The 22,791-nt window shown below is 54.1% G+C and carries 14 protein-coding genes; 10 read left to right on the top strand and 4 right to left on the bottom strand.

Going from position 1 to position 22,791, the window contains the following annotated elements:
* Positions 1-97 precede the first annotated feature (97 nt).
* Entirely contained in the window at positions 98-553 is a 456-nt protein-coding gene (locus A3849_RS02355; RefSeq protein ID WP_074109992.1) for a hypothetical protein, read from the bottom strand.
* A gap of 65 nt (positions 554-618) precedes the next feature.
* Positions 619-1,518, bottom strand: a complete 900-nt coding sequence (locus tag A3849_RS02350; RefSeq protein ID WP_074109991.1) for an SDR family oxidoreductase — start codon at positions 1,516-1,518, stop codon at positions 619-621.
* Between the two features lie 169 nt (positions 1,519-1,687).
* On the opposite strand from A3849_RS02350, the gene A3849_RS02345 reads away from it, so the two are divergent.
* The 3 genes from A3849_RS02345 (at position 1,688) to sdaAA (ending at position 3,788) form a co-directional block, all read left to right on the top strand.
* A complete protein-coding gene (locus tag A3849_RS02345) occupies positions 1,688-2,131 on the top strand; it encodes a GNAT family N-acetyltransferase (protein ID WP_074109990.1) in 444 nt (147 codons plus the stop codon).
* Positions 2,132-2,202: 71 nt separating this feature from the next.
* Positions 2,203-2,913 (top strand): L-serine ammonia-lyase, iron-sulfur-dependent subunit beta, encoded by a 711-nt coding sequence (gene sdaAB, locus A3849_RS02340; RefSeq protein WP_074109989.1) that lies wholly within the window; start codon positions 2,203-2,205, stop codon positions 2,911-2,913.
* Complete coding sequence (gene sdaAA, locus A3849_RS02335; RefSeq protein ID WP_074109988.1) at positions 2,910-3,788, top strand: L-serine ammonia-lyase, iron-sulfur-dependent, subunit alpha; 879 nt, start codon at positions 2,910-2,912, stop codon at positions 3,786-3,788. The genes sdaAB and sdaAA overlap by 4 nt, the downstream gene beginning before the upstream one ends.
* 49 nt (positions 3,789-3,837) lie before the next feature.
* Here the strand turns inward: sdaAA and A3849_RS02330 are convergent, their stop codons facing one another.
* Entirely contained in the window at positions 3,838-4,140 is a 303-nt protein-coding gene (locus A3849_RS02330; RefSeq protein ID WP_074109987.1) for a hypothetical protein, read from the bottom strand.
* 70 nt (positions 4,141-4,210) lie between these two features.
* Here A3849_RS02330 and A3849_RS02325 point away from each other — a divergent pair, with 70 nt between their 5' ends.
* From A3849_RS02325 to A3849_RS02310, 4 genes are all read left to right on the top strand, one after another.
* Positions 4,211-4,402, top strand: a complete 192-nt coding sequence (locus A3849_RS02325; protein WP_020426781.1) for a YwbE family protein — start codon at positions 4,211-4,213, stop codon at positions 4,400-4,402.
* Between the two features lie 450 nt (positions 4,403-4,852).
* Positions 4,853-7,951: a hybrid sensor histidine kinase/response regulator gene (locus A3849_RS02320; protein WP_074109986.1), complete on the top strand. Its 3,099-nt coding sequence runs from the start codon at positions 4,853-4,855 to the stop codon at positions 7,949-7,951.
* A complete protein-coding gene (locus A3849_RS02315) occupies positions 7,944-9,065 on the top strand; it encodes a response regulator (protein WP_074109985.1) in 1,122 nt (373 codons plus the stop codon). The genes A3849_RS02320 and A3849_RS02315 overlap by 8 nt, the downstream gene beginning before the upstream one ends.
* Positions 9,066-9,381: 316 nt before the next feature.
* Positions 9,382-15,510 carry an NHL domain-containing protein gene (locus A3849_RS02310; RefSeq protein WP_074109984.1) on the top strand — a complete coding sequence of 2,043 codons (6,129 nt, stop codon included), beginning with the start codon at positions 9,382-9,384 and terminating at the stop codon, positions 15,508-15,510.
* A 352-nt stretch (positions 15,511-15,862) separates the two neighbouring features.
* Here A3849_RS02310 and A3849_RS02305 read toward each other — a convergent pair whose 3' ends face one another.
* A complete protein-coding gene (locus A3849_RS02305; protein WP_074109983.1) occupies positions 15,863-16,660 on the bottom strand; it encodes an HNH endonuclease in 798 nt (265 codons plus the stop codon).
* Positions 16,661-16,868: 208 nt separating this feature from the next.
* Between A3849_RS02305 and A3849_RS02300 the strand changes: the two genes are divergently transcribed.
* From A3849_RS02300 to A3849_RS02290, 3 genes are all read left to right on the top strand, one after another.
* Positions 16,869-17,885, top strand: a complete 1,017-nt coding sequence (locus tag A3849_RS02300) for a LacI family DNA-binding transcriptional regulator (protein WP_074109982.1) — start codon at positions 16,869-16,871, stop codon at positions 17,883-17,885.
* An 87-nt stretch (positions 17,886-17,972) separates the two neighbouring features.
* Positions 17,973-19,313, top strand: a complete 1,341-nt coding sequence (locus A3849_RS02295; protein ID WP_074109981.1) for a glycoside hydrolase family 30 protein — start codon at positions 17,973-17,975, stop codon at positions 19,311-19,313.
* Between the two features lie 63 nt (positions 19,314-19,376).
* Positions 19,377-22,616 carry a cellobiose phosphorylase gene (locus tag A3849_RS02290; protein ID WP_074109980.1) on the top strand — a complete coding sequence of 1,080 codons (3,240 nt, stop codon included), beginning with the start codon at positions 19,377-19,379 and terminating at the stop codon, positions 22,614-22,616.
* Positions 22,617-22,791: the final 175 nt, after the last annotated feature.

Genomic DNA, 22,791 nt, shown 5'->3' with positions numbered 1-22,791 from the left:
TCTAACGGTACTGGGGTATTCACAACACATCCCAACTCACCGTGCATTCGCGATGCACAAATGCAGCCAAGCGGGGGAATATCCCCCTAAGTGCAGCTTAGAACAGCACCAGGCAGAGCAGCGGGACAAACAGGGCAAATACCGGTAGCAGGAGCGGCTGCCGCTCTCCGGCCAGCTGTGCAAGCCGGAACAGCAGCAGAGCGAAAATTCCGGCGATGCCGCAGGTTACCGCATCCCCACCCTGTTCCGAGGCGATCCACAGGCCTGCGCCATAGCCGGCGGCCGCGTACAGAAGGAGGGCCGGGACGAGCGAAGTGGAGCGGAACACGCGCAGCAGCGCATCCGCAACCAGCGCAGCGGGCAGTCCGTAGGCATAGATGGCGTAAGGTACTGAGGTTGGCCAGCCTTCCGGGACGCCATCGGTATGCGGGAATCCCAGCATCACGAGGGAGACCAGCATAAATGTCAAACCGGCGGCAGACAGTTTCGTTAAAGCGTATATCCCTGCGCTTAGACGGACGGACGGAAGATTGTAATCCTTTACCTTGTTCATTTATTTAACATCCTTTCAGGGAAGTGAACACGGCCGCCGGGATCATTAATCCCTTCCGCGGCTGTTTAGCTTGTAACCATGTCCCCTCCGTTAACATGAATACAGGTTCCGGTGACATAAGAAGAATCGGGTCCCGCTAAATAGACATAAGCGCCGGCCAGCTCATAGGGCTGGGCAGCCCGCTTAAATGGGGTGTCGCTACCAAAAACGCTGGTCTCTTCAGCGGAAAAGCTGGAAGGAATCAACGGGGTCCATACGGGTCCCGGAGCCACGCTGTTCACACGGATCCCCTGATCAGCCAGCGACAGGGCAAGCGAGCGGGTGAACGAGACAATCGCGCCTTTGGTGGACGAATAATCGATAAGGTCTTTTTTTCCCTGATAAGCCGTAATAGAAGCTGTATTGATAATCGTTGCCCCGCGTTCCATATGCGGAAGTGCAGCCTGTGTCAGGAAAAAGAACGGAAAAATATTCGTGCGGTACGTCTCGTAGAGCTGGGCCTCCGAGATATCCAGCAGGCTCTGCTGCGGATACTGTACACCATGATTGTTGACCAGGATGTCCATTTTACCGAAGGTCTGCACAGTATGTTCCACCGCTTGAGTACAGTTTGCTTTATACCGTAAATCCGTTTGAATTCTCAGGCAGCGTTGCCCCAGCTCTTCAATACGCCGCTGCGTGACTTCCGCATCCGAAGCTTCGTATAAGTAGGCAATGGCGACGTCAGCCCCTTCTTTGGCAAAAGCGATTGCAGCGGCTTTGCCGATCCCGCTGTCTCCGCCCGTGATGAGTGCTACTTTGCCGCTCAGCTTTCCGCTGCCGCGGCTCTCCGGGTTCTCGCTGATGGGCCGGGGCTGCATCAGACTCTCCAGGCCCGGCTGGCGTTCCTGATGCTGTGGGGGGAAGCCTATAGGCTGGACACGGCAGACCGTACGTTCCCCGTAATAGGGGTAAACAGGATTCATTAGCGACACTCCTCAGGTGCGTTGTGGTTTCCTGTATATTTTTATGCATGCGCCCAGAAAAGCGTGCGGCTATGCTGTCTCTTGGCAGACTGACTCTGGAAGAGCTCGCCGTAATATGCCAAGGTGCTTATCCATACATACGAAATACAAATGGAAATGGGGACAGAGAATGAACTACAGACCTATGATTGCCAGTGATTATGAAGCCGCATATCAGTTGTGGGAGGATACACCGGGGATGAACCTAAGCGCTGCGGATTCCCGGGAAGAAATTCTCCGCTATCTGGAACGTAACCCGGGAATGAGCCAGATCTGCGAGTACGAAAACGGCACGCTTGCCGGTACGGCGTTGTGCGGACATGACGGACGCAGGGGATATATGTATCATGTCGCGGTCAGCGGAGACAGCCGCGGCAAGGGTGTCGGCCGTGGGTTGGTTTCACGTTGTCTGGACAAGCTGTTGCAGGAGGGAATCGACAAATGTCATCTGATGGTGATCGAGGGCAACAGCCTCGGCCGCAGCTTCTGGGCTGGGATCGGGTGGCAGGAACGGGAGGGTATTCTCCTGTTCTCCCGGAATACTCTTCACGTAACAGATAATGTCATGGTGTAGCTTTTACGCGGCTGCAGTATAATATAGAAGTGAAGTATATTGTCGAATTTTGATAGGTGGAGATCTGAACAATGCGGTTCAAAGATGTATTCTCAATTATCGGTCCGGCTATGGTCGGGCCTTCCAGTTCGCATACAGCAGGCGCGGCGAGGATCGGCAGGGCTGCCCGGCAGGTGCTGGGTGAGCCGGCGTCTGAGGCCGAGGTGACGTTTTTCGGCTCTTTTGCTGCGACGTATCAAGGGCATGGAACAGACCGGGCAATTGCCGGGGGGCTGCTGGATTTCGCTACGGACGACTCCCGTCTGCCCGATTCCATCGAACTCGCAGAAGAGGCGGGGATGGCTATTTCCTTCGGTCAGGGAACGGGGCTTTTCCCTCATCCCAATACAGTACGGCTGCGTTTGACGGGTGCTCAGACCGGAACGGAATTAACGCTGACGGGGATATCCATCGGCGGCGGAAATATCGAAATTGTTGATATAGACGGATTCGGAGTGAAGCTTACAGGAATGTATCCCACGGTGCTTATTCATCATATGGATTACCTGGGGGTGCTCGCCAGTGTTACGGATGTCATGCGCAGGGGCCAGTTCAATATCGGGCATATGTCGCTGGACCGGAAAAACCGCAGCGGTGCGGCTCTGACGGTGCTGGAGCTGGATGAAGCTGCGACGCCGGGGCTGCTGCAGGAGCTGAGTGCTCTGCCTGCCGTCCAATCCGTCAAAGTGGTAGATCTGAATGAAACTCTGCAAGAACAGAAAGGGAAGGACAGCACACCATGAATTTTCAAACTTTAAGCCAGCTGGCTGTATTATGCGAGGAACGGGGAATGGGTATAGGCGCTTTGATGCTGGAGGAGCAGAGCAAAGAATCCGGACGGTCCAAGGAACAGGAATTTGCTACCATGAGCCAGTATTATGGCGTGATGAAAGAAGCCGTCCACCGCGGAATGACCGAGGATACCACCTCACGCAGCGGGCTGACCGGCCTGGACGCCCAGCGGGTTGCCGCCTACAACGCAGCGGATGAGCCTTGTCTTGGCGGACCTGCCGGTCAGGCCATGGCCTATGCGCTGGCTGTATCAGAGGTCAATGCATCCATGGGACGCATTATCGCCACACCGACAGCCGGCTCCTGCGGAATTATTCCCGGCGTCTTTCTGAGCTGCCAGGAGCGTTTTGGCTGGGATGATGACTATATGGTATCCGGTCTGTTCGCCGCCGGAGCCATAGGGTATGTGATTGCCAATAATTCGTTTGTCTCCGGCGCGGAGGGCGGTTGCCAGGCCGAGGTTGGCTCGGCTATCGGAATGGCAGCGGGAGCACTCACTGAACTGCGCGGAGGAACCCCGGCGCAAGCCGTGCATGCCGTAGGACTCGCGCTCAAAAATACACTGGGGCTGATCTGTGACCCTGTCGGCGGACTTGTGGAGATTCCCTGTATCGTGCGCAACGGCTTCGGAGCCGTTACGGCGCTGGCCGCCGCTGATATGGCACTGGCCGGGGTACGCAGCGTGATTCCATCCGACGAGGTCATCAAGGTCATGCTTGAGGTTGGCTCGGCCATGCCGGAGAAGCACCGGGAGACGGCTGGGGGCGGACTTGCCCAGACCCCAACCGGGCGGAAGATTATGAAGGATCTGAAGAATAAGAAATAGTCCGCAGCTTGTATTATGGACATCGGAAGCATATGCGCTCATCTGCGGATCAGAGCAAATGGAACCTTTCGAGCTGCTCCCATTGCCCTTCCTGCCGGAGAATTTCCGGCTGCTTCGGTCCCATAAGATCGAAATGCGGGAAAGGTTCGCGGTTATGAATGTACCGGGACGGCAGCCCATGCTGCTCGCACCAGCTGTGCAGGCGGTCCAGATTGCTGCAGCCGACTTTGGTTACTGTGGTCATCCCCGGAAATCGCGGGTCCAGCCAATAATGGGTCAGGAAGGCGATCTCTCCTGCGGAGACCGCCTGTTTCCAGCGGGTCAATTCTGCTCTATTAATACCGAAGGCCATTGTTGTATCATCCTTATCCTTAATCTGAAATATAGTAACTCCATTATAACTTAAGAAAGGGGAGCGCATCATGAACGGACAAGTTAGAGCGGATATCCGTGCCGGACTTGAGGTAGATATTGTGTTGAAGCAGGATCAGGCTACAGGCAAACTCACGCATGGCGTGGTCAAAGACATTCTGACCAACTCGCCCCGCCATCCGCATGGCATCAAAGTGCGGCTGGCTGACGGTCAAGTCGGACGGGTCAAACATATTACGTAAATTTCAAAAGCGCTCCAAGCTCTGACGGCTGATCTCATGAACAGCAGGTCCCGAGCCGGGAGCGCTTATTTTATGGTTTGGAAAATTTCTTGACCCGGTGGATAAGCTGTGCATAAAGTTGGGAAAAAGCATCTTTTATTTTGCTCGTCCGAAGGACGGAATTGTGCAAATATAAGGATGTATAGGCTTCACGCTATCAATGATCCATTAACGCACCCGGAAGCACGAGAAGAGTAAGAATTAGAAATAGAATTAGAATTAGCTGCCCTTGTTCCACTAGGGTCTGCCGCCGTGCTCAAGGTGGAGAGGGGGGCGATTTCCCATGGCTCCATAATCGGTCATAGTGTTTATACGACATCCTTAGTCGTTCACCGTTATCGTGTAGGATTTTGTAAGTTGTTGTCGAAAGAGTATGTGTGCAGAGAAGTTGTTGATATAAGGGGAAGACGAATGCGTAAAAAAACGGTGATCGCATTAATGTTTTTTGTTGTTGCCCTCATTCTTATTATGACATACTGGTTCTCGATAAACCGGTCGGCTGCCGGAAGCAACCCTGAAGCGGTAAACGGGGTATTGGATTTAACACGGTGGGGCTTTGCCGAGAGCGGCATCGCGAGTTTGGATGGAGAATGGGAATATTATCGGGATCGCCTTCTGACTCCGGACGATTTCAATCCGAGAAAAAAGGACGGCAAGATGCCCGTGATGACGAGCTACGTTCACGTGCCCGACAAGTGGGAGCATTATAAAGTTGAGGGGCGGAATCAATCGCCTTACGAATACGCAACCTTCCGGCTGCGCGTTAACCTGCCCGAAGGGGACGGAGAAGTCTACGGGATCAGGCAGACGAATATTAAAACAGCCCATACCTTGTTCGTGAACGGTCGGGAGATCGGCGGCCGCGGCATTCCAGGGATGAACAAGCAGGATACGGTTTCTGTCAATGCACCCTATGTTCGGTTTTTTTCGGCGGATGGTGATAGTGCTGACATCATCGTGCAGGTCGCGAACTATCGATACTTTCAAGGGGGAATCACCCGCTCTATTGATTTGGGCCTTCAGGCAGACATTCTGGCCGTTCGGGATGATTCCATTGCCAAAGATTTGTTAGCCTCGTCCGCTTTCCTGTTAATGGGCACCTATTTCATTGTGCTGTTCTGGATGCGGGGACGCGAGCGCTCTTGGCTCTATTTTGGCCTGTGCTGCACGTCGATCTGTATATATTCGGTGACACATGGCGAAAAAATCGTTGTATTGCTGCTGCCGGGATTGCCATACGAGCTGTTTACGAAAATACAAGATTTTTCTGGTGTGACGGCGGAATTATTTTTGCTGCTGTATACCATGTATTCCTTTCCCCATCTGTTCAAAAAAATCGCGATAACAGTGTTCGGGGCGACAATCGCGGCGCGGATGATTCTCATCCTAACGACCCCGGCCTCGGTCTTTACTCAAGTAAGCCTCGTTAGCTTCGCATTGTTGCTTGTCGCAGCTCTCTACGTCATATACGTGATGGCCGTCGGTGCTATGCGAAGGATGGAAGGCTCGGTATATTTGCTGTTCGGTGCATTGTCCCTGCTGGCCATGGCTGTGGTATCCTTAATGGAATTTTTAGATATCCCGGCCGCCTTTTCCTTTCAGTTGGCCGCATGGCTGTGTTTTTTCATCACTCAGGGGCTGTTGTTGTCCAAAAGATTTGTGAATGCGTTCGCTGCGGTTCAGAAGCTTTCGGAACGGCTAAGTTCCATGGACCGTTTGAAGGACGAATTTTTGACCAACACATCTCATGAGATGAAAATGCCGCTGCACGGAATCATCAACATAGCCCAATCTCTGCTTGAGGGCGCAGTAGGCCCAATGACGCCGCAGCAAGCGGAGAATGTGGCGATGATCGTGGGTACAGGCAAGAGGATGAACCATCTGGTGGGCGATCTGCTCGACTTGTCCAAACTGAAGAACGGAGAGCTTGTTCTGAACCGGCAGGCCGTTGCCTTGCGTCCGCTTGTGCACGTGGTCTTCGAGATGTTCCGTCATTTGTCAGGGGACAAGCCAGTGCGGTTTATTGACCTGTTAAGCGATCGGCACTTTATTTATGCCGACGAAGACAGGCTGATGCAAATTTTGAACAATCTGATCGGCAATGCGCTTAAATTTACAGCGGCAGGCGAGATTACGGTTTCGGCGCGAGAAGAGAACGGTTGGCTGGTGATTTCCGTCTCGGATACAGGTATCGGCATTCCCCATGAGAAGCTGGAAACCATATTTGAATCATTTGAGCAAGCCGGAAGCGTATTTGCGGGGGAATATGGCGGAAGCGGACTTGGGCTTAGCATTGCCAAACGGTTGGTTCAGCTCCATGGCGGAATCATCTGGGCAGAATCGGAGCACGGGCAAGGTGCGGTGTTTACGTTTACGGTGCCGCTCGCAGCAGAATCTGGCGATAATCCAGGGGCTAAGGCGGGAAAGCAAGAGGCTAACGAGCTGCTGAAGACAGTTGCCTTGCAGACGTTCCGGGCGGATACGGTCAAACTGGAAGGCGGCGAGATGTTTACCATACTGGTTGTGGACGACGACGCCACTAACCGGCAGGTGCTGCTCAACCTCTTGTCCTTAGAGAACTATACGGTTATCGCCGTATCCAGCGGGAGTGAAGCGGTACGTCAGCTTGAGCTGAACCGGAATATCGATTTGGCGATTGTCGATCTGATGATGCCCGGAATGTCCGGTTACGAGGTGTGCCGGAACATTCGCAAGAGATACTCGCTGTCTGAACTCCCGGTGCTGCTGCTCACTGCAAGAAACCGGCCGGAGGAAATGCTGGCAGCGTTCGACGCGGGAGTGAACGACTTTCTTGGCAAGCCGGTCGAGGCCGGCGAAATGAAGGCGCGCATTCGGACGCTGCTGAAGATGAAAAGGTCCATGAGCGAATCGATAAGCGCCGAGATGGCTTTCCTGCAGGCGCAGATCAAGCCTCATTTTTTATACAATGCGCTGAATACGATCTCAGCTTTCTCGCTTGACGAACCGCAGGCTGCGCGGGATTTGCTTGCCAAGCTCAGCCGATATTTACGGGGCAGCTTTGATTTCAGAAATTTGGATAAGCTCGTGACGCTAAGCAAGGAATTAGAACTGGTTGAGGCTTACCTGTCCATCGAGAAGGCACGGTTCGGGGAGCGGCTACGCGTCTTATACGACATTGATGACAATGTGCATTGCCTGCTTCCTCCGCTTGTCATCCAGCCGTTGGTAGAAAATGCGGTGCAGCACGGTTTGGCCGACCGGAAGCAAGGCGGCACGGTGGCTATTTTCGTTCGTGAATCGCAAGGGGAGGTTGTTATCACAGTGGAGGACGACGGCGTAGGTCTTCAGCAGCCTTTTCCAAATAAATCGATCAAGGACAGTGACGCGGCAAGCAGCGGCGTAGCGCTGAAAAATATTCAACAACGCCTCGTTCGGATGTACGGTCACGGCTTCGACATTGAAAGCAAAGCAACTGGGGGTACGGCAGTAACGATTCGCATTCCGAAGGGGGAACCCATGCATGATTAAAGTAATGGTGGTTGACGACGAGCTTCCTGCTCTGAAAATGGCGGAAAGTGTGCTCCGGACGTTCGACGATGTTCATATCTGCGGACTCTTTCACGACCCGGAGGATCTGTTGGAGCGGCTGCTTACTGTGGAGGTCAATCTTGTATTTGTCGATATGAAAATGCCAGATATGAATGGCCTGGAATTGGCTGGCCGGATTCAAGAGTGCAGCTCCGATGTCTCCGTTGCCTTTGTGACAGCCTATGACCATTATGCGGTAGATGCCTTCGAGACGGAAGCGCTTGATTATGTGATGAAGCCGATAACAGCGGACCGGCTGCGCAAAACGTTGGACCGGCTCGCCAGAAAGCTGGGGGCAGAGCCTGCAAGCGTGAATTCGAAGGGCATGTCCGTCAGTACCCTTGGGCGGTTTTCAGTTGAGGCCTATGACGGGAGAAAGCTGAAATTCCACAGGGCAAAGACGGAAGAATTGCTCGCATTCCTGCTTCACCGCCGGAATCAGCCGGTCGCCAAGGAGAGTATTATGGACGCGCTGTGGGGGGACCGGAACGCCGAGCGAGCACAAGCGATGCTGTATACGACGATGTACCAGCTGCGGAAGGAGCTGGAAACGTTCGGTTTGTTCAAGGTAATTGAGCAGAACCGGGCCGGAGGAGGGCGCTGCAGATTGTTATGGGCTCCGGATGTATGGGATTGTGACGAGTTTGAGAGAAGGCATCAGCGATTCAAGGACCGCAATGATATTGCAGAAGCGAATAGGGCAGTAGAACTGTATAAGGGTGGTTATTTGTCGGAGAACGGATACGAATGGGCGGCGGAAAAAAGGGCTGAGCTGGAAATGAAGTATATCGAACTGCTAAGCCATATGACCGATTACGAAGTGTGGCAGAAAAGATTTGAGTTCGCCTTGCCATATTTGGAAAAGTGGGTGAAGTTGCAGCCGTTGACAGAGCATATTCACGCCAAAATCATCGCGCTGCATCTTTTGATGAACAAAAAGGAAGCGGCTGCAGCGCATGAGAGGAAAGTTAAAGACTTATTTGCCCGCGAATTGGGCGTTTCACCGGATATCGACATGGAGACATTAGCCTTGAATCCCTTATCCTTGTTTTGAACAGAATCACAATCGGCTCTCCCGTCTACCCTGACGGCTTTTCTGTTGATAACGGAACGGCTGCCTGAACTGGAATTAGCAGGGAAGCCTTCATCGGTATTTATAAGAATGGTGTGTGGCCCTCTTGTCTGTTAAGACAACGAGGGTCGTTTTGTTATGTTCAAATTCGGTTCAAAATGAATCTGTATAATGAGGAATATGTCGAATGAAGGCGATATTATGAAATAAATCACCAGATTAGACGATCAGAGTCAAAGGGGAGCTTTTATTGGACAAAAATGGCTTCATTAAAAAACATCACAAAGGAGGAAAAAGAATGTATAAAAAAGCAAAGCAGTTTGTGGCCGCTGTACTGGCCGTTCTGCTGATTACGGGACTGCTGCCTGAATGGTCCGGAGGAAAAGCCTACGCTGCAAGTGGCTACACGATCACCTCAATAGCCGGTACGGGTGTCGCCGGCTTCTCGGGAGACGGCGGACAGGCAACATTGGCTCAATTGGGCGGCCTACCCCCATGGCTGACGCTGCCCTCGGACGGAAAGGAGGACCTAAGTGGGGGAATGGCGGTAGACAGCAATGGAAATATGTATATAGCGGACATCGTTAACAACCGTATCCGGAAGATAGATACGTCCGGCAAGATCACCACAGTAGCGGGTACGGGTGTTGCTGGCTTCTCGGGGGACGGCCAAGCAGCGACATTAGCTCAATTGAGTGGTCCGAGAGGCGTGGCGGTGGACAGCAGTGGTAATCTGTATATAGCGGATGGTGAAAACTCGCGTATTCGGAAAGTAGATACGTCTGGTAAGATCAGCACGGTGGCTGGCGGCGGTACTTCTGTAGGACTGATGGATGGGAAAGCAGCGACATTGGGTCAATTGAGAGGTCCAAGGGGAGTGGCGGTGGACAGCGATGGGAATCTGTATATAGCTGAGTATTATAACAACGTGATCCGGAAAGTAGATACGTCCGGTACGATCAGCACGGTAGCTGGCACCATGGGTAAGAATGGCGTGGGTACCCAAGGCTTTTTGGGAGACGGCTTCGCAGCGACATTGGCCCAACTGTACCACCCGAGTGAAGTGGGGCTGGACAACAACGGGAATTTGTATATATTGGACTCAGGTAATCGCCGCATCCGTAAAGTAGATGTGAACGGGTTAATCAGTACAGTGGCTGGCGGCGGTTTGGGTACTGCTGCTAAGTTGGATGGAGCAACTGCGACAGGGGTTCCATTGCCGGATTCCAAAGGAATGGCGATAGACAGCAACGGAAATATGTATGTAACGGATTACTATACTGAAAGGGTATTTAAAATAGATCAAGTGACCAGAGTAATCAGCGTATTGGCTGGCATAGATGGAGGAGTGCTGACCTCGACTCAACTAAGCTTCCCGACTGCAGTGACGGTAGACAGCAAAGGGAATTTGTATATGGCGGATGGTTCTTACAGCCGGATCCGGAAGCTAACCGCACCAGCGGTCGATCCTGGAGACGGCGGGGGAGGAACGGTGCCTGAAAGCAAATGCTGCATCAGCACGGTGGCTGGCAACGGTAATGGCGGCTATTCAGGAGATGGAGGATTGGGATCGAAGGCTCAATTGAATTGGCCGTTTGGAGTGGCGGTAGACAGCAAAGGGAATCTGTATATTGCAGATAGTGATAACCAGCGTATCCGGAAAGTGGATACGTCCGGTATGATCAGCACGATGGCGGGTACGGGTAAAAGGGGCCCTACTTTGGCAAACGACGGATTGGCGACAAAGACCCTATTGGACACCCCGTATGGGGTGAGTGTTGATAATAATGACAATGTGTACATCGCGGATAAAGGAAACAATCGAATCCTAAAGGTAGATACGTTCGGTATCATCAGCGTGGTGGCAGGCATAGGTGGTATCGGCGGCTATTCGGGAGACGGCGGCTTGGCGACGGCAGCCAAATTGAACAATCCGACTGGAGTGGCGATTGATAGCAGCGGGAATCTGTTTATCGCAGATCGTGATAACCAGCGGATCCGGAAAGTAGACGCTTCCGGGAAGATCAGTACGTTTGCTGGCACGGGTGACAAAGGCAATTCGGGAGACGGCGGCTTGGCGACGGCGGCTCAATTGAGTGGTCCGAGAGGCGTGGCGGTGGACAGCAGCGGAAATTTGTATATATTAAGCTACGGCTTCGTCCGGAAAGTAGATACTTCCGGGAAAATCAGCACGGTGGCTGGCTCAGGCTCCACCAATTTTACAGGAGATGGAGGATTGGCGACGTTAGCAGGTATTGATCAATTAAGTATGGGATTGGCGGTAGACAGCAGCGGAAATCTGTACATCGCAGATCGTGATAAGGGACGTATCCGGAAGGTAGACACGTCCGGGAAGATCAATACGGTGGTAGGCGGCGGCTATTCGGGCGACGGAGTAGGGGCGACGTTAACTTCATTGAACTTCCCGAATGCGGTGGCGCTAGACAGCAGCGGGAATCTGTATATCGCGGAGAGTGGCCACTCGGTCCGGAAGGTGAGACCTGCTAAACCAGCGCAAACGGTCCGCGCAAGCGCACTAATGAACAAACCTGGAGTTGGCACAGACAATACGCTCTACCTGGTTGTGATGGATGAGGGGGGGACCAAGGATACGACGTTTAGCGGCGCTCATGATGTGACGATCTCCGGCTACGCGGCAGCACCCGATGGCTCCTATGGCAGCGTGAACGGGAATGTCTTGACGGCATCGCCGACCACAATCAGCCTTACGTTTGCGAACGGATTAGCCACGGCGAATCTGAAGCTGAACCAAGCGGCGGCGCAAACGATCAGCTCGAGCGTGGCGGATGTGGCAACGCCAGCGGCGAATGCGGTTAGCATCACGCCAGCAGCGGGAAAAGCGGCTTCGCTGATACTGAGCACGGACCTTGCAGCGCCAGCCAGTAGCGGAGGCGCATTCGCGCAGCAGCCGGTCGTGACACTTTACGATGCTTACGGTAATGTGAGCACGGGCGATAGCAGCACGGTGGTGACCGTATCGAAGAAGGATACGGGAACGTGGACGCTGACAGGTACGGCGACGAAAACGGCAAGCGCGGGTGTAGTAGCCTTTACCGGTCTTGGCGCAGCGAACGCAGCTGAGGTGACGGGAGCGCAGCTCGCTTTTGACGCGGCAGGCTTGCCGCAGCTTACGAGCACGACGGTCACGCTTCCAGCACCGGAGCCAGCGCAAACGGTCGGCGCAGCCGTAACCACGGCCACTCCCGGAGTCGGAATGGACGACGCGATCACCCTGACCGTGAAGAACTCGCAGGGGAGTGCGGATACGACGTTTAACGGCGCTCATGATGTGACGATCTCCGGCTACGCGGCAGCGCCCGATGGCTCCTATGGCAGCGTGAACGGGGATGTCTTGACGGCATCGCCGACCACAATCAGCCTTACGTTTGCGAACGGATCAGCCACGGCGAATCTGAAGCTGAACCAAGCGGCGGCGCAAACGATCAGCTTGAGCGTGGCAGATGTCGCAACGCCAGCGGCGAAAGCGGTTAGCATCACGCCGGTAGCGGGAAAAGCGGCTTCGCTGGCGCTGAGCACGGATCTTGCAGCGCCAGCCAGTAACGGAGGCGTGTTCAAGCAGCAGCCGGTCGTGACGCTTCGCGATGCTTACGGCAATACAAGCACAGGCGATAGCAGCACTGTGGTGACCATATCGAAGAAGGACACGGGAACGTGGACGCTGACAGGTACGGCGACGAAAACGGCAAGCGCGGGTGTAGTAGCCTTTACCGGTCTTGGCGCAGCGAACGCAGCTGAGGTGACGGGAGCGCAGCTCGCTTTTGACGCGGCAGGCTTGCCGCAGCTTACGAGCACGACGCTCACGCTTCCAGCACCGGAGCCAGCGCAAACGGTCAGCGCAGCCGTAACCACAGTCACCCCCGGAGTCGGAATGGACGACGCGATCACCCTGACCGTGAAGAACTCGCAGGGGACCACGAATACGACGTTTAGCGGCGCTTATGATGTGACGGTATCCGGCTACGCGGCAGCGCCCGACGGCTCCTATGGCAGCGTGAACGGGGAAGCCTTGACGGCATCGCCGAACACGATCTCCGTCACGTTCGCGAGCGGCGTAGCCACGGTGAAGCTGAAGCTGTACCAAGCAGCGGAGCAAACGATTAGCTTGAGCGTGACGGGCGTGACAACGCCAGCGGCGAATCCGCTGAGCATCACGCCGGTAGCGGGAAAAGCGGCTTCGCTGGCGCTGAGCACGGACCTTGCAGCGCCAGCCAGTAACGGAGGCGTGTTCAAGCAGCAGCCGGTCGTGACGCTTCGCGATGCTTACGGCAATACAAGCACAGGCGATAGCAGCACTGTGGTGACCATATCGAAGAAGGACACGGGACCGTGGACGCTGACGGGAACGGCAACGAGCACAGCGAGTGCGGGTGTAGTAGCCTTTGCCGGTCTTGGCGCAGCGAACGCAGCTGAGGTGACGGGAGCGCAGCTCGCCTTCGACGCGGCAGGCTTGCCGCAGCTTGCGAGCACGACCGTCACGCTTCCAGCACCCATGGCCAATGCCGTTGCGCCGCATGTGAATTCGGCTGCGGGAGGGGACAGCCATGTCCTGCTGAACTGGAATGAAGCGTACGGGTCAGTAAGCTACGCAGTGTACCAGAGAACAGCTTCAGACCCCTATGGAGCAGCGGTGGCTACGGTAAGCGGTTCTGTATACAGCTATGATGTAAAGGGATTGACGAATGGCACAACATATTATTTTGTAGTCAAAGCCACCAACTCGGTAGGCGACAGTGCAACTTCTGATGAAATAAGCGGAACGCCACGGACGGTTCCGTCAGTTCCGTCAGTTCCAATGGATGTAACCGCAGTAGCAGGTGAGGGTCAAGCGACTGTCAGCTTCACCATTCCTGCGGGAGATGGAGGAAGCGCAATAACAGGCTACGAGGTAACAGCCTCACCGGGAAATCTGACGGCAACAGGAACAACAAGCCCAATCACGATAACCGGTCTATCCAACGGACTAACCTATACGTTTACGGTAAAAGCTATAAATAACGTAGGAAGCAGCGCAGCTTCTACTGCCTCCAATACGGTGACGCCCAAAGCACCAAATGACAGTACACCAGCACAGCCCGGAACGCCGAGTACACCGGTACAGCCCGGAACTCCGAGTGCACCCGATACATCGCTCACCGGGGTTGAATTTCTTGTTAATGGCAAGGCTGAGAAGGCGGGGCTGGCAACCACAACCCAAGTGAATGAGCAAACGGTCACTACGGTTGTGCTTGATCCGAAGGTGCTGGAGGATAAGCTTGCGGCAGTAGGCCAAGATGCAGTGATTACGATTTCGGTGAAGACGAAGTCGGATATCGTGATCGGAGAAATGAACGGCCAAATGTTAAAAGACATGGAACCAAAGCATGCGGTCATTGTGATCAAAACAGAGAACGCGACCTATACCTTACCTGCACAGCAGGTTGACATTAGTGCGCTTTCGGAGCAATTCGGCAAAAACATACAGTTTAAGGATATTAAGGTGCAGATCGAAATTTCCAAGCCGGCAGCGGACATAATGAAGATCGTGGAAAACGCGGCAGCTAAAGGGAGATTCACCCCTGTCACCCCTCCGCTGAACTTTACGGTAAGAGGCACTTACGGGGATACAACAATTGAAGTATCCAAGTTCAATGCTTACGTGGAAAGAACGATGGTGCTTCCGGAGGGAACCGACCCGAGCAAAATCACAACAGGGGTTGTGATTGACCCCGATGGAACCGTTCGTCCTATACCGACCCAGATTGTTATCATAGACGGCAAGTATGTGGCAAAAGTGAACAGCTTGACGAACAGTACGTATTCGATCGTAGAGTATCCAATAGAATTTAAAGATATCTCGCAGCACTGGGCGAAAAATGCGGTGAACGACATGGGCTTTCGGAGGGTCGTCAACGGCACCGGCAAGGGCATGTTCAATCCCGATCAAGCGATTACACGCGCGGAGTTTGCAACGATCATGGTTCGGGGATTGGGACTGAAGCCGGAGAACGGCTCAAGTCCATTCGCGGATGTGAAGAATACGGATTGGTACAGCGGCGCGATTCAAACGGCCTATGCCTACAAGTTGATCAGCGGGTTTGAAGACGGGACATTCCGTCCGAATGATCAGATTACCCGAGAACAAGCGATGGTGGTAATCGCCAAAGCGATGAAGATCACCACCCTGAAATCCAAGCTGCCTGTGGAACCGACTGACGCAATACTACGACCGTACACAGATGCAGCAGATGCATCCCGTTGGGCGCTGAGCAGTATGGCTGACAGTATTCAAGCAGGAGTCGTTTCAGGAAGAACGAGCACCGAATTTGCTCCGAAAGCGTACCTGACCCGAGCAGAGGTGACCACGATTATTCAGAGACTTCTACAGAAGTCTGGATTGATTGATTGATTGATCCGTAACCGTCAATTGGAATGAAAATGACCCGAAGGACAGGGAGGCGGCAAGGGTTTGATCTGTGTACAGTTGGAATGTTGAAAACCTCAGTTTGACGACACCTGGTCAGCAGAAATGGAATCATTCCAAGGCGGCATGGAAGGTGAAACCTAGCCATGCTAACTGGATTGGAAAGAATAGCAGCAAAAGCACGAGCCGAAGTTCCATAGGCCATCAAGGAAGCTAAGATGTAGTGATGAACCAAAGGACTGTTTTATTAAAGCATTGGGACTGTCAGTGATGAGCGCTCCACCTGAAAAACCCGCTGAAATAGCGGGTTTTTTTTCATGTTTTCTCGCAGGATTGTTCACCGCCCCATAAATTCCTCTACATACTGGTCAGCCTTGGTCTGGTTGCAGAGATTGCAGGCGCACACGCAGTTATCCGGCGTAGTGTGGCCTCCTTTGGCGCGCGGCAGCAAATGATCAATGGTATCTCCGTACAAGCCGCAGAAATGGCAGGTATACTTGTCCCTGGTCAGAATAAAGGCGCGGAAATCCTTATTACTGTATATTCTGCGGATCGTGCGGCGGTTTACCACTACAGCGGCATGCTCTCTGACGAGCGTTACGGCAAGCTCCAGGTCGATTTCCTGATGCCAGCGCCGGCCCTTGTCGCTGTGACCCCGCATAAGAATCATGCCTTTGGACGACGGAATGAGTGCAGATGCATCCTGAGGATCTGGCTTTGGTCCTCTAATCTGTGGCGCTTTACGGCGGGGGTCGGCCCCGCGTGGCCGCGCTTTGCCCTTGATCCCGTGTGCCGGAGGGGCTGCTTGTTCCGGCAGTGAAGTCTTATGGGCTCCAGGCACAGCAGACTTGGAAGCTGAGCCAGCCGGCGCTGGGGGGAGCGGATAACGTGTAAGCACGAGCGTATCGGTCAATCCGGAATCGGAGATCACGGTAGCAGCAGTCACTGCGGCTACTTTTCCCCGCACAGCGGGCTTGGGTTTATGCGCCAGAAGCTCCTTGCGGCACTCCCGGCAGGCACCGCGGCGGGACTGGCCCTTGGAGCGCTTGCCTGTGCGCCTGCGGAATTCAGTTAGAGGTTTATACTGCTGACAGTAGGCGCATTGTTTGGTTAATGGCTGCTGGGTATCGGTCATAGGTATGTGTGGAAGGCCGTCATAACTGCCTGTCCATTCCCCTTCTTTTTTATGGTAGCTTTAGTATAACGCAAAGTGTGGTGAATCACACAGCAGGCAGGGTAAGGTGCAGATCTCCTAATTTCTGCTGGACGGCGGCGCCCAAAGGCGTTAGAATGGCAGTGAATATAAAAGGGCTTTCATTTGGGGCCGGCGGGAGTGAACCGGATTGACAACGATTTATGATATTGCCAAAAAAACCGGCTACTCGCCAACCACAGTATCCAAGGCGTTCAATAATTATTCCGATGTACGGGAGAAAACCCGCCAGGAGATTCTGCGGGCGGCTCAGGAAATGGGGTATTTGCCCAACTCGCATGCCCGTACCTTGACCACCAAGAAGTCTTGGACTATCGGTGTGCTGTTTGTGGAGGAGACCGGTGCGGGGATCCGCCATCCCTTTTTCAGTGCGGTCATTGAGAGCTTCAAGCAGGTTGCGGTAGCCAAAGGTTATGCACTAATGTTCATTTCCAAGGATGTCGGCGGCAAGCAAAGCGGATATCTGGAGAATTGCCGGATTCGCGGGGTGGATGGGGTCGTGGTCTTCCTGTCTGACTATGAAGACCCTTATTTTCTGGAACTGCTCGAAAGTGATATTCCTACGGTTATTCTGGACTATGATACGGCGCAGTCGCATACGGTGTGCTCGGATAATATGGCAGGAGCGCAGCTCGCAGTGAATTACCTGGCGTCTTTGGGTCACCGGCGGATTGCCCATATTTCCGGAGGCGGGAACTCTTTTCCGGGAAGCCAGCGCGAGTTGGGATACATAGCGGCCATGGAACTGCAAGGGCTTGAGGTGCGGGACGGCTACATCGCTGAGGGAGCTTTTTTTTCAAGGGAAAGCGGTTATACTGCAATGCTGAAGCTGCTTGAGCTGCCGGAACGTCCGACGGCTGTATTTGCTTCGGGTGACCTGCTGGCACTGGGCGCGGTGATGGCAGCCAAAGACAAAGGCCTCTCTGTACCTTCAGATATTTCAGTCATCGGGTATGATGATATCGAGCTTGCTGCCTATGTATCGCCTGCACTGACGACCATCCGGCAAGATACGGAAAAGCTCGGGACCCGGGCGGCGGAGATTCTGCTCGCTTCAATCGACGGCAAGGGGCAAGAGAAGGAAGCGCTGATGCTTCCTGTAGAGATAGTTGTGCGGGACTCCTGCGCGCCGCCGGGCGGGGAATAAAGAGGTTCCGCCGGGTGCGCATTTTTTTTCGAAATAATCGAAACCGGTTTCGATTATCATATAAGCATAAAAAAGGAGCTGGATGAAATGACAAAGGCACGTACAGTGGTAACTGCCAGGGATACGGGAGAGCGCTTGAGCCCCGGAGAGGCAATCGTATTCAGAGCCCGCACAACGGAAGAGCAGGCTGATGTGCAATTGCAGCCGGAGCAGGAGTTTCAGCAAATGCTTGGCTTTGGCGGCGCTTTCACGGAGGCGGCGGCCTATACCTTGTCCCGGATGAGCCCCGGGAAGCGGGCGGAGGTCATCCGGAAGTATTTCCACCCTGAAGAAGGATTGAACTATAGCATGGGGCGTGTGCATATCCACAGCTGCGATTTTGCGCTCGGAAATTATACCTATGTGCAGGAGGGAGATACGGAGCTTGCGACTTTTGATATTTCCCATGACCACAAGTGGGTGCTTCCGCTGATCAAAGATGCGATGGAGGTACGGGGCGGCCCCTTCACGATGCTGGCTTCCCCCTGGAGCCCCCCGGCCTGGATGAAGACCAATGGAGAGATGAACAACGGCGGTTCGCTGAAGCCCGAGTACGCAGCAGTCTGGGCGCGGTATTATACCAAATTCATTGAGGCCTACCGCAAGGAAGGCATTCCGGTCTGGGCTGTCTCCGTGCAGAATGAGCCGGCAGCCATACAGACCTGGGATTCCTGTGTGTACAGTGCGGAAGAGGAACGGGATTTTGTCAAAAACCATCTGGGCCCTGTGATGCATGAGGCGGGATTAGCAGATGTGAACATCGTTATCTGGGACCACAACCGCGATATCATGGTCGAACGCGCCTCTACCGTGTTGTCCGACCCGGAAGCTGCCCGGTATGTATGGGGTACAGGCATTCACTGGTACGGCGGCGAGGAATTCGATAAGGTGGCCAAGGTGCATGAGCTTTTCCCGGATAAGCATCTGCTGTTCACAGAAGGCTGCCAGGAGGGTGGTGTGCGTCTGGGCGAATGGTTCACGGGTGAACGCTATGGACGGAATATGATTGGTGACCTGAATGCCTGGACCGAAGGTTACCTGGACTGGAATCTGGTGCTCGACGAGACCGGAGGGCCAAATCATGTGGGCAATCTCTGCGATGCTCCGGTGATTGCCGACACGACTTCCGATGAAGTGCATTACAACAGTTCGTATTATTACATCGGGCATTTCAGCAAATTCATTGCTCCCGGCGCTGTGCGCATTGGCCTGGATTCAGCCGCCGAAGGCGTTCTGGCTACTGCATTCCGCAATCCGGACGGCAGTCTCGCCGTTGTCCTCATGAATGAGGGGGAAGAGCTGCGCCGCGTGACTCTGGGGCTTGGCGATGAGCTGGCCGCATGCGAGCTGCCGCCGCACTCCATTGCAACACATCTCATTTTTTCATAATGCGTTTATCGCGCTCAGGTTACCATGTATCGCTGCAGTTTAATTTGAAGGAGGCAAAAATGTATGAGCCAATATTATTTTGATTCCGGCAACTTTGTGATTGAGCAGTTTCATGAGGGCAAGCCGTTTGCGAGCTTTCTGCCCGGGCTGGCCGGACTGAAGGGCATTCCGATGTGGACCTTCTATGTGAACCGGGGCCAGGGAATTTCCAGCTTCGGGGTACGCGACAAAAACTCACCGATTATGGAGTTTTCACCGGCGAATATTTCTTACAAGAACGTAGCTTCGACCGGCTTCCGGACATTCATTAAGATAAAGGGTATTCCGGAAATATATGAGCCGTTCCAGTCGGCACGGCCTGATTCCGATGCGAAACGCAAGATGACGATTCTTCCAAACGGGCTGAGGATTGAGGAATCCCATGCGGGCTGCGGATTAAAAACAACTGTCGACTATTTCAATCTGCCAAATGATGACTATGCGGCGTTGGTCCGGCGTGTAGAAATCGAAAATATTAGCGGCGGCGAGCTTGAACTGGAGCTTCTGGACGGTCTGCCGGAGATTTTGCCGTACGGTGTAGAGAATAGCGGGTACAAGGAGATCGGCAACCTGCTGCGCAGCTGGATGGAAGTATATAATCTGGACAACGGTATTCCGTTCTACAAGCTGCGCTCCAGCACCAATGATGATGCGCAGGTCAGCGAAATCCGCAGCGGTCATTTCTATCTGTCCTTCACAGCAGAAGGAGAGCGGCTGGCACCGGTTGTGGACTTCGAGACGGTGTTTGGGGGCAATACTTCGTTAGGTTTTCCAGAGCGTTTTGCTGATCTTAAGCTTGCAGAACTGCTGGCACAGCCACAGTATCCCGTCAACAAGGTTCCCTGCGGCTTCAGCGGCACGGCGCGGACGCTCACTCCGGGCAGCAGGCTGACATTGAATACCATCATTGGGCATGTGAACGACATCGATAAAATCAACCGGAAAGCGGCAGCCCTCTGCCGCGATGAATACATTACGTCCAAAGCCCGGGAAGCGGCCAGCCTGACCGACGAGCTGACCGCGGATATTGCTACCCGCACCGCTTCGCCAATATTTGATGCGTATTGCCGGCAGTCCTATCTGGATAATTTCCTGCGCGGCGGCTATCCGTTTATATTCGACAACGGAGGAGAAGGCTTTGTCGTGCACCTGTTCTCGCGCAAGCACGGCGACATGGAGCGTGATTACAACTTTTTCTCGCTGGCACCGGAGTATTACTCGCAGGGCAACGGGAATTTCCGCGATATGAACCAGAACCGGCGCAATGATGTCTTCTTCAATCCCCGGGTCGGCAGCTTCAACATCAAAATGTTCTACAGCCTGATTCAGGCGGATGGCTACAATCCGCTGAGTGTACAGGGGACCACCTTTGAAATTCTGCCGGGCAAGTCGCCGCAGCTTGCGGAATGGATTCATGGGGCGGCTGCCGATCATCAGGAGGAGCTGGTGAAGCTCTGTGCGGGCCGTTTCACTCCCGGACGCCTGATCAATTATATTGCTGACCATGATGTTACATTAAAGGCGAGTGAGCAGGATTTTCTGAGCGGGGTACTGGCCTTATCGCAGCAGAATATTGAGGCCGCCTTCGGAGAAGGATTCTGGTCGGATCACTGGACCTACAACCTCGATCTGGTGGAGGGCTATCTGGATATTTTCCCGGAATGTAGACAGGAGCTGCTCTTCGGAGATGAGAGCTATGCGTTCTATGACAGCCCGGCCTATGTACTGCCGCGCAGCGAGAAATATGTGTTGAGCGATGGCAGAGTACGTCAATATGGTGCTCTTCTGGAGGATGAGGAAAAGCTGCATCTGCTGAAGCGAAAGGCTTCGGAGACGCACTGGCTCCGTACCCAAGGCGGACATGGAGACATCTACCGTACCAGCCTGTTCGTGAAGATGCTGTCGCTCGCCTTGAACAAATTTGCCACATTGGACCCATATGGCATGGGCGTGGAGATGGAGGGCAATAAGCCGGGCTGGAATGACGCCATGAACGGCCTGCCGGGGTTATTCGGTTCAGGGATGAGCGAGACGTTTGAGCTGAAGCGGATGATCATCTTTTTGCTGGAGGTTCTGGAGAGCAATGTGCAGGGGACTGGAACTTCGGGATTAGCTGCCAAGCTTCCTGCGGAAATGTCCCTGTTGCTGGAGCAGGTGCACAGTGCGACAACCGCTGTTCTGGCAGGAGAGCTTGCGCAGTTTGAATACTGGAATACTGTATCGTCCGCACGTGAGTCCTACCGGGAGCATATCCGCTTTGGTATCACCGGGGAAGAGCGGCAGGTTACCCTTGCAGTGATTCGTGAGGCGCTGGGCAAATTCTTGCGCAAGCTTGATATCGGGATTAATCTTGCGGTCGAACTGGGCGGCGGTCTGACCCCGACGTATTTCCGCTTTGAGGCTACGCGGTTTCAGGCGGTGACCGACGAGGCCGGCCAGCCGGTAATCAGCGGTTATGGTCTGCCCAAGGCGGTGGTGGAAGCGTTCGAAGCCTTCCCGCTGCCGTACTTTCTGGAGGGGCCGGCCCGCTGGCTGAAGACGCTGGACAATGAGGGCGAGGCCCGGGATATTTATAACCGGATCAAGCAAACGGAGCTGTATGATCCGGTTACGTCGATGTACCGCACATCGGTCTCTTTGGATAAGGAGTCCAATGAAATCGGACGCATGCGCGCATTCACACCGGGCTGGCTGGAGCGGGAGTCCAACTTCCTGCACATGTCCTACAAATATTTGCTGGAGCTGCTGAAGGCGGGGCTCTATGAGGAATTCTACGGGGAATTGAGAACCTCGCTCATCCCTTTCCTCGACCCTGCAGTATATGGACGGAGTACCCTGGAGAACTCATCCTTCATTGCCACGGGCGGCAATCCCGATCCAGGCACGCACGGAAGGGGCTTCGTTGCCAGACTCAGCGGTTCCACCGCAGAGTTCCTGAGCATGTGGCGGACGATGATGGCCGGAAGCCGGGTATTTTCAGTGGTAGACGGGGAACTGGCTCTGTCCTTTGCCCCGGCGCTTCCGGGCTGGCTGTTTGATGAGCAGGGGGAAGTATCTTTCACTTTCCTGGGAAAGACCCGGGTGACCTATCACAATCCCCGCCATCTGAACACCTTCGGTGAGGAAGGGGCTTCCATCCGGAGCCTGGCGCTAACCTACCGTGACGGCACCGTGAGCCAGATCTCCGGTTCGCTGCTGCGCGGAACGGAGGCCGAGGCACTGCGCCGGGGCGATATCATCGAAATCCGGGCGGTGCTGGAGTAACGGACCCGGCCAGGCTTGCAAAACGGGCTGTAAACTTAGTGAAACAGCAGTGAGTAGAAGTAAAGAGTAGAAGTAATGAGTAGAAGTAATGAGTAGAAGTAGTGAGTAGAAGCAGTGAGTAGAAGTAGTGAGTAGAAGTAGTGAGTAGAAGCAGTGAGTAGAAGTAATGAGTAGA

The organism is Paenibacillus sp. P46E (genome assembly GCF_001909095.1).
Classification (GTDB): Bacteria; Bacillota; Bacilli; order Paenibacillales; family Paenibacillaceae; genus Paenibacillus_AQ; species Paenibacillus_AQ helianthi.
Note: the sequence above shows the minus strand (reverse complement) of the source record. Positions and strands in the feature narration are given on the sequence as shown.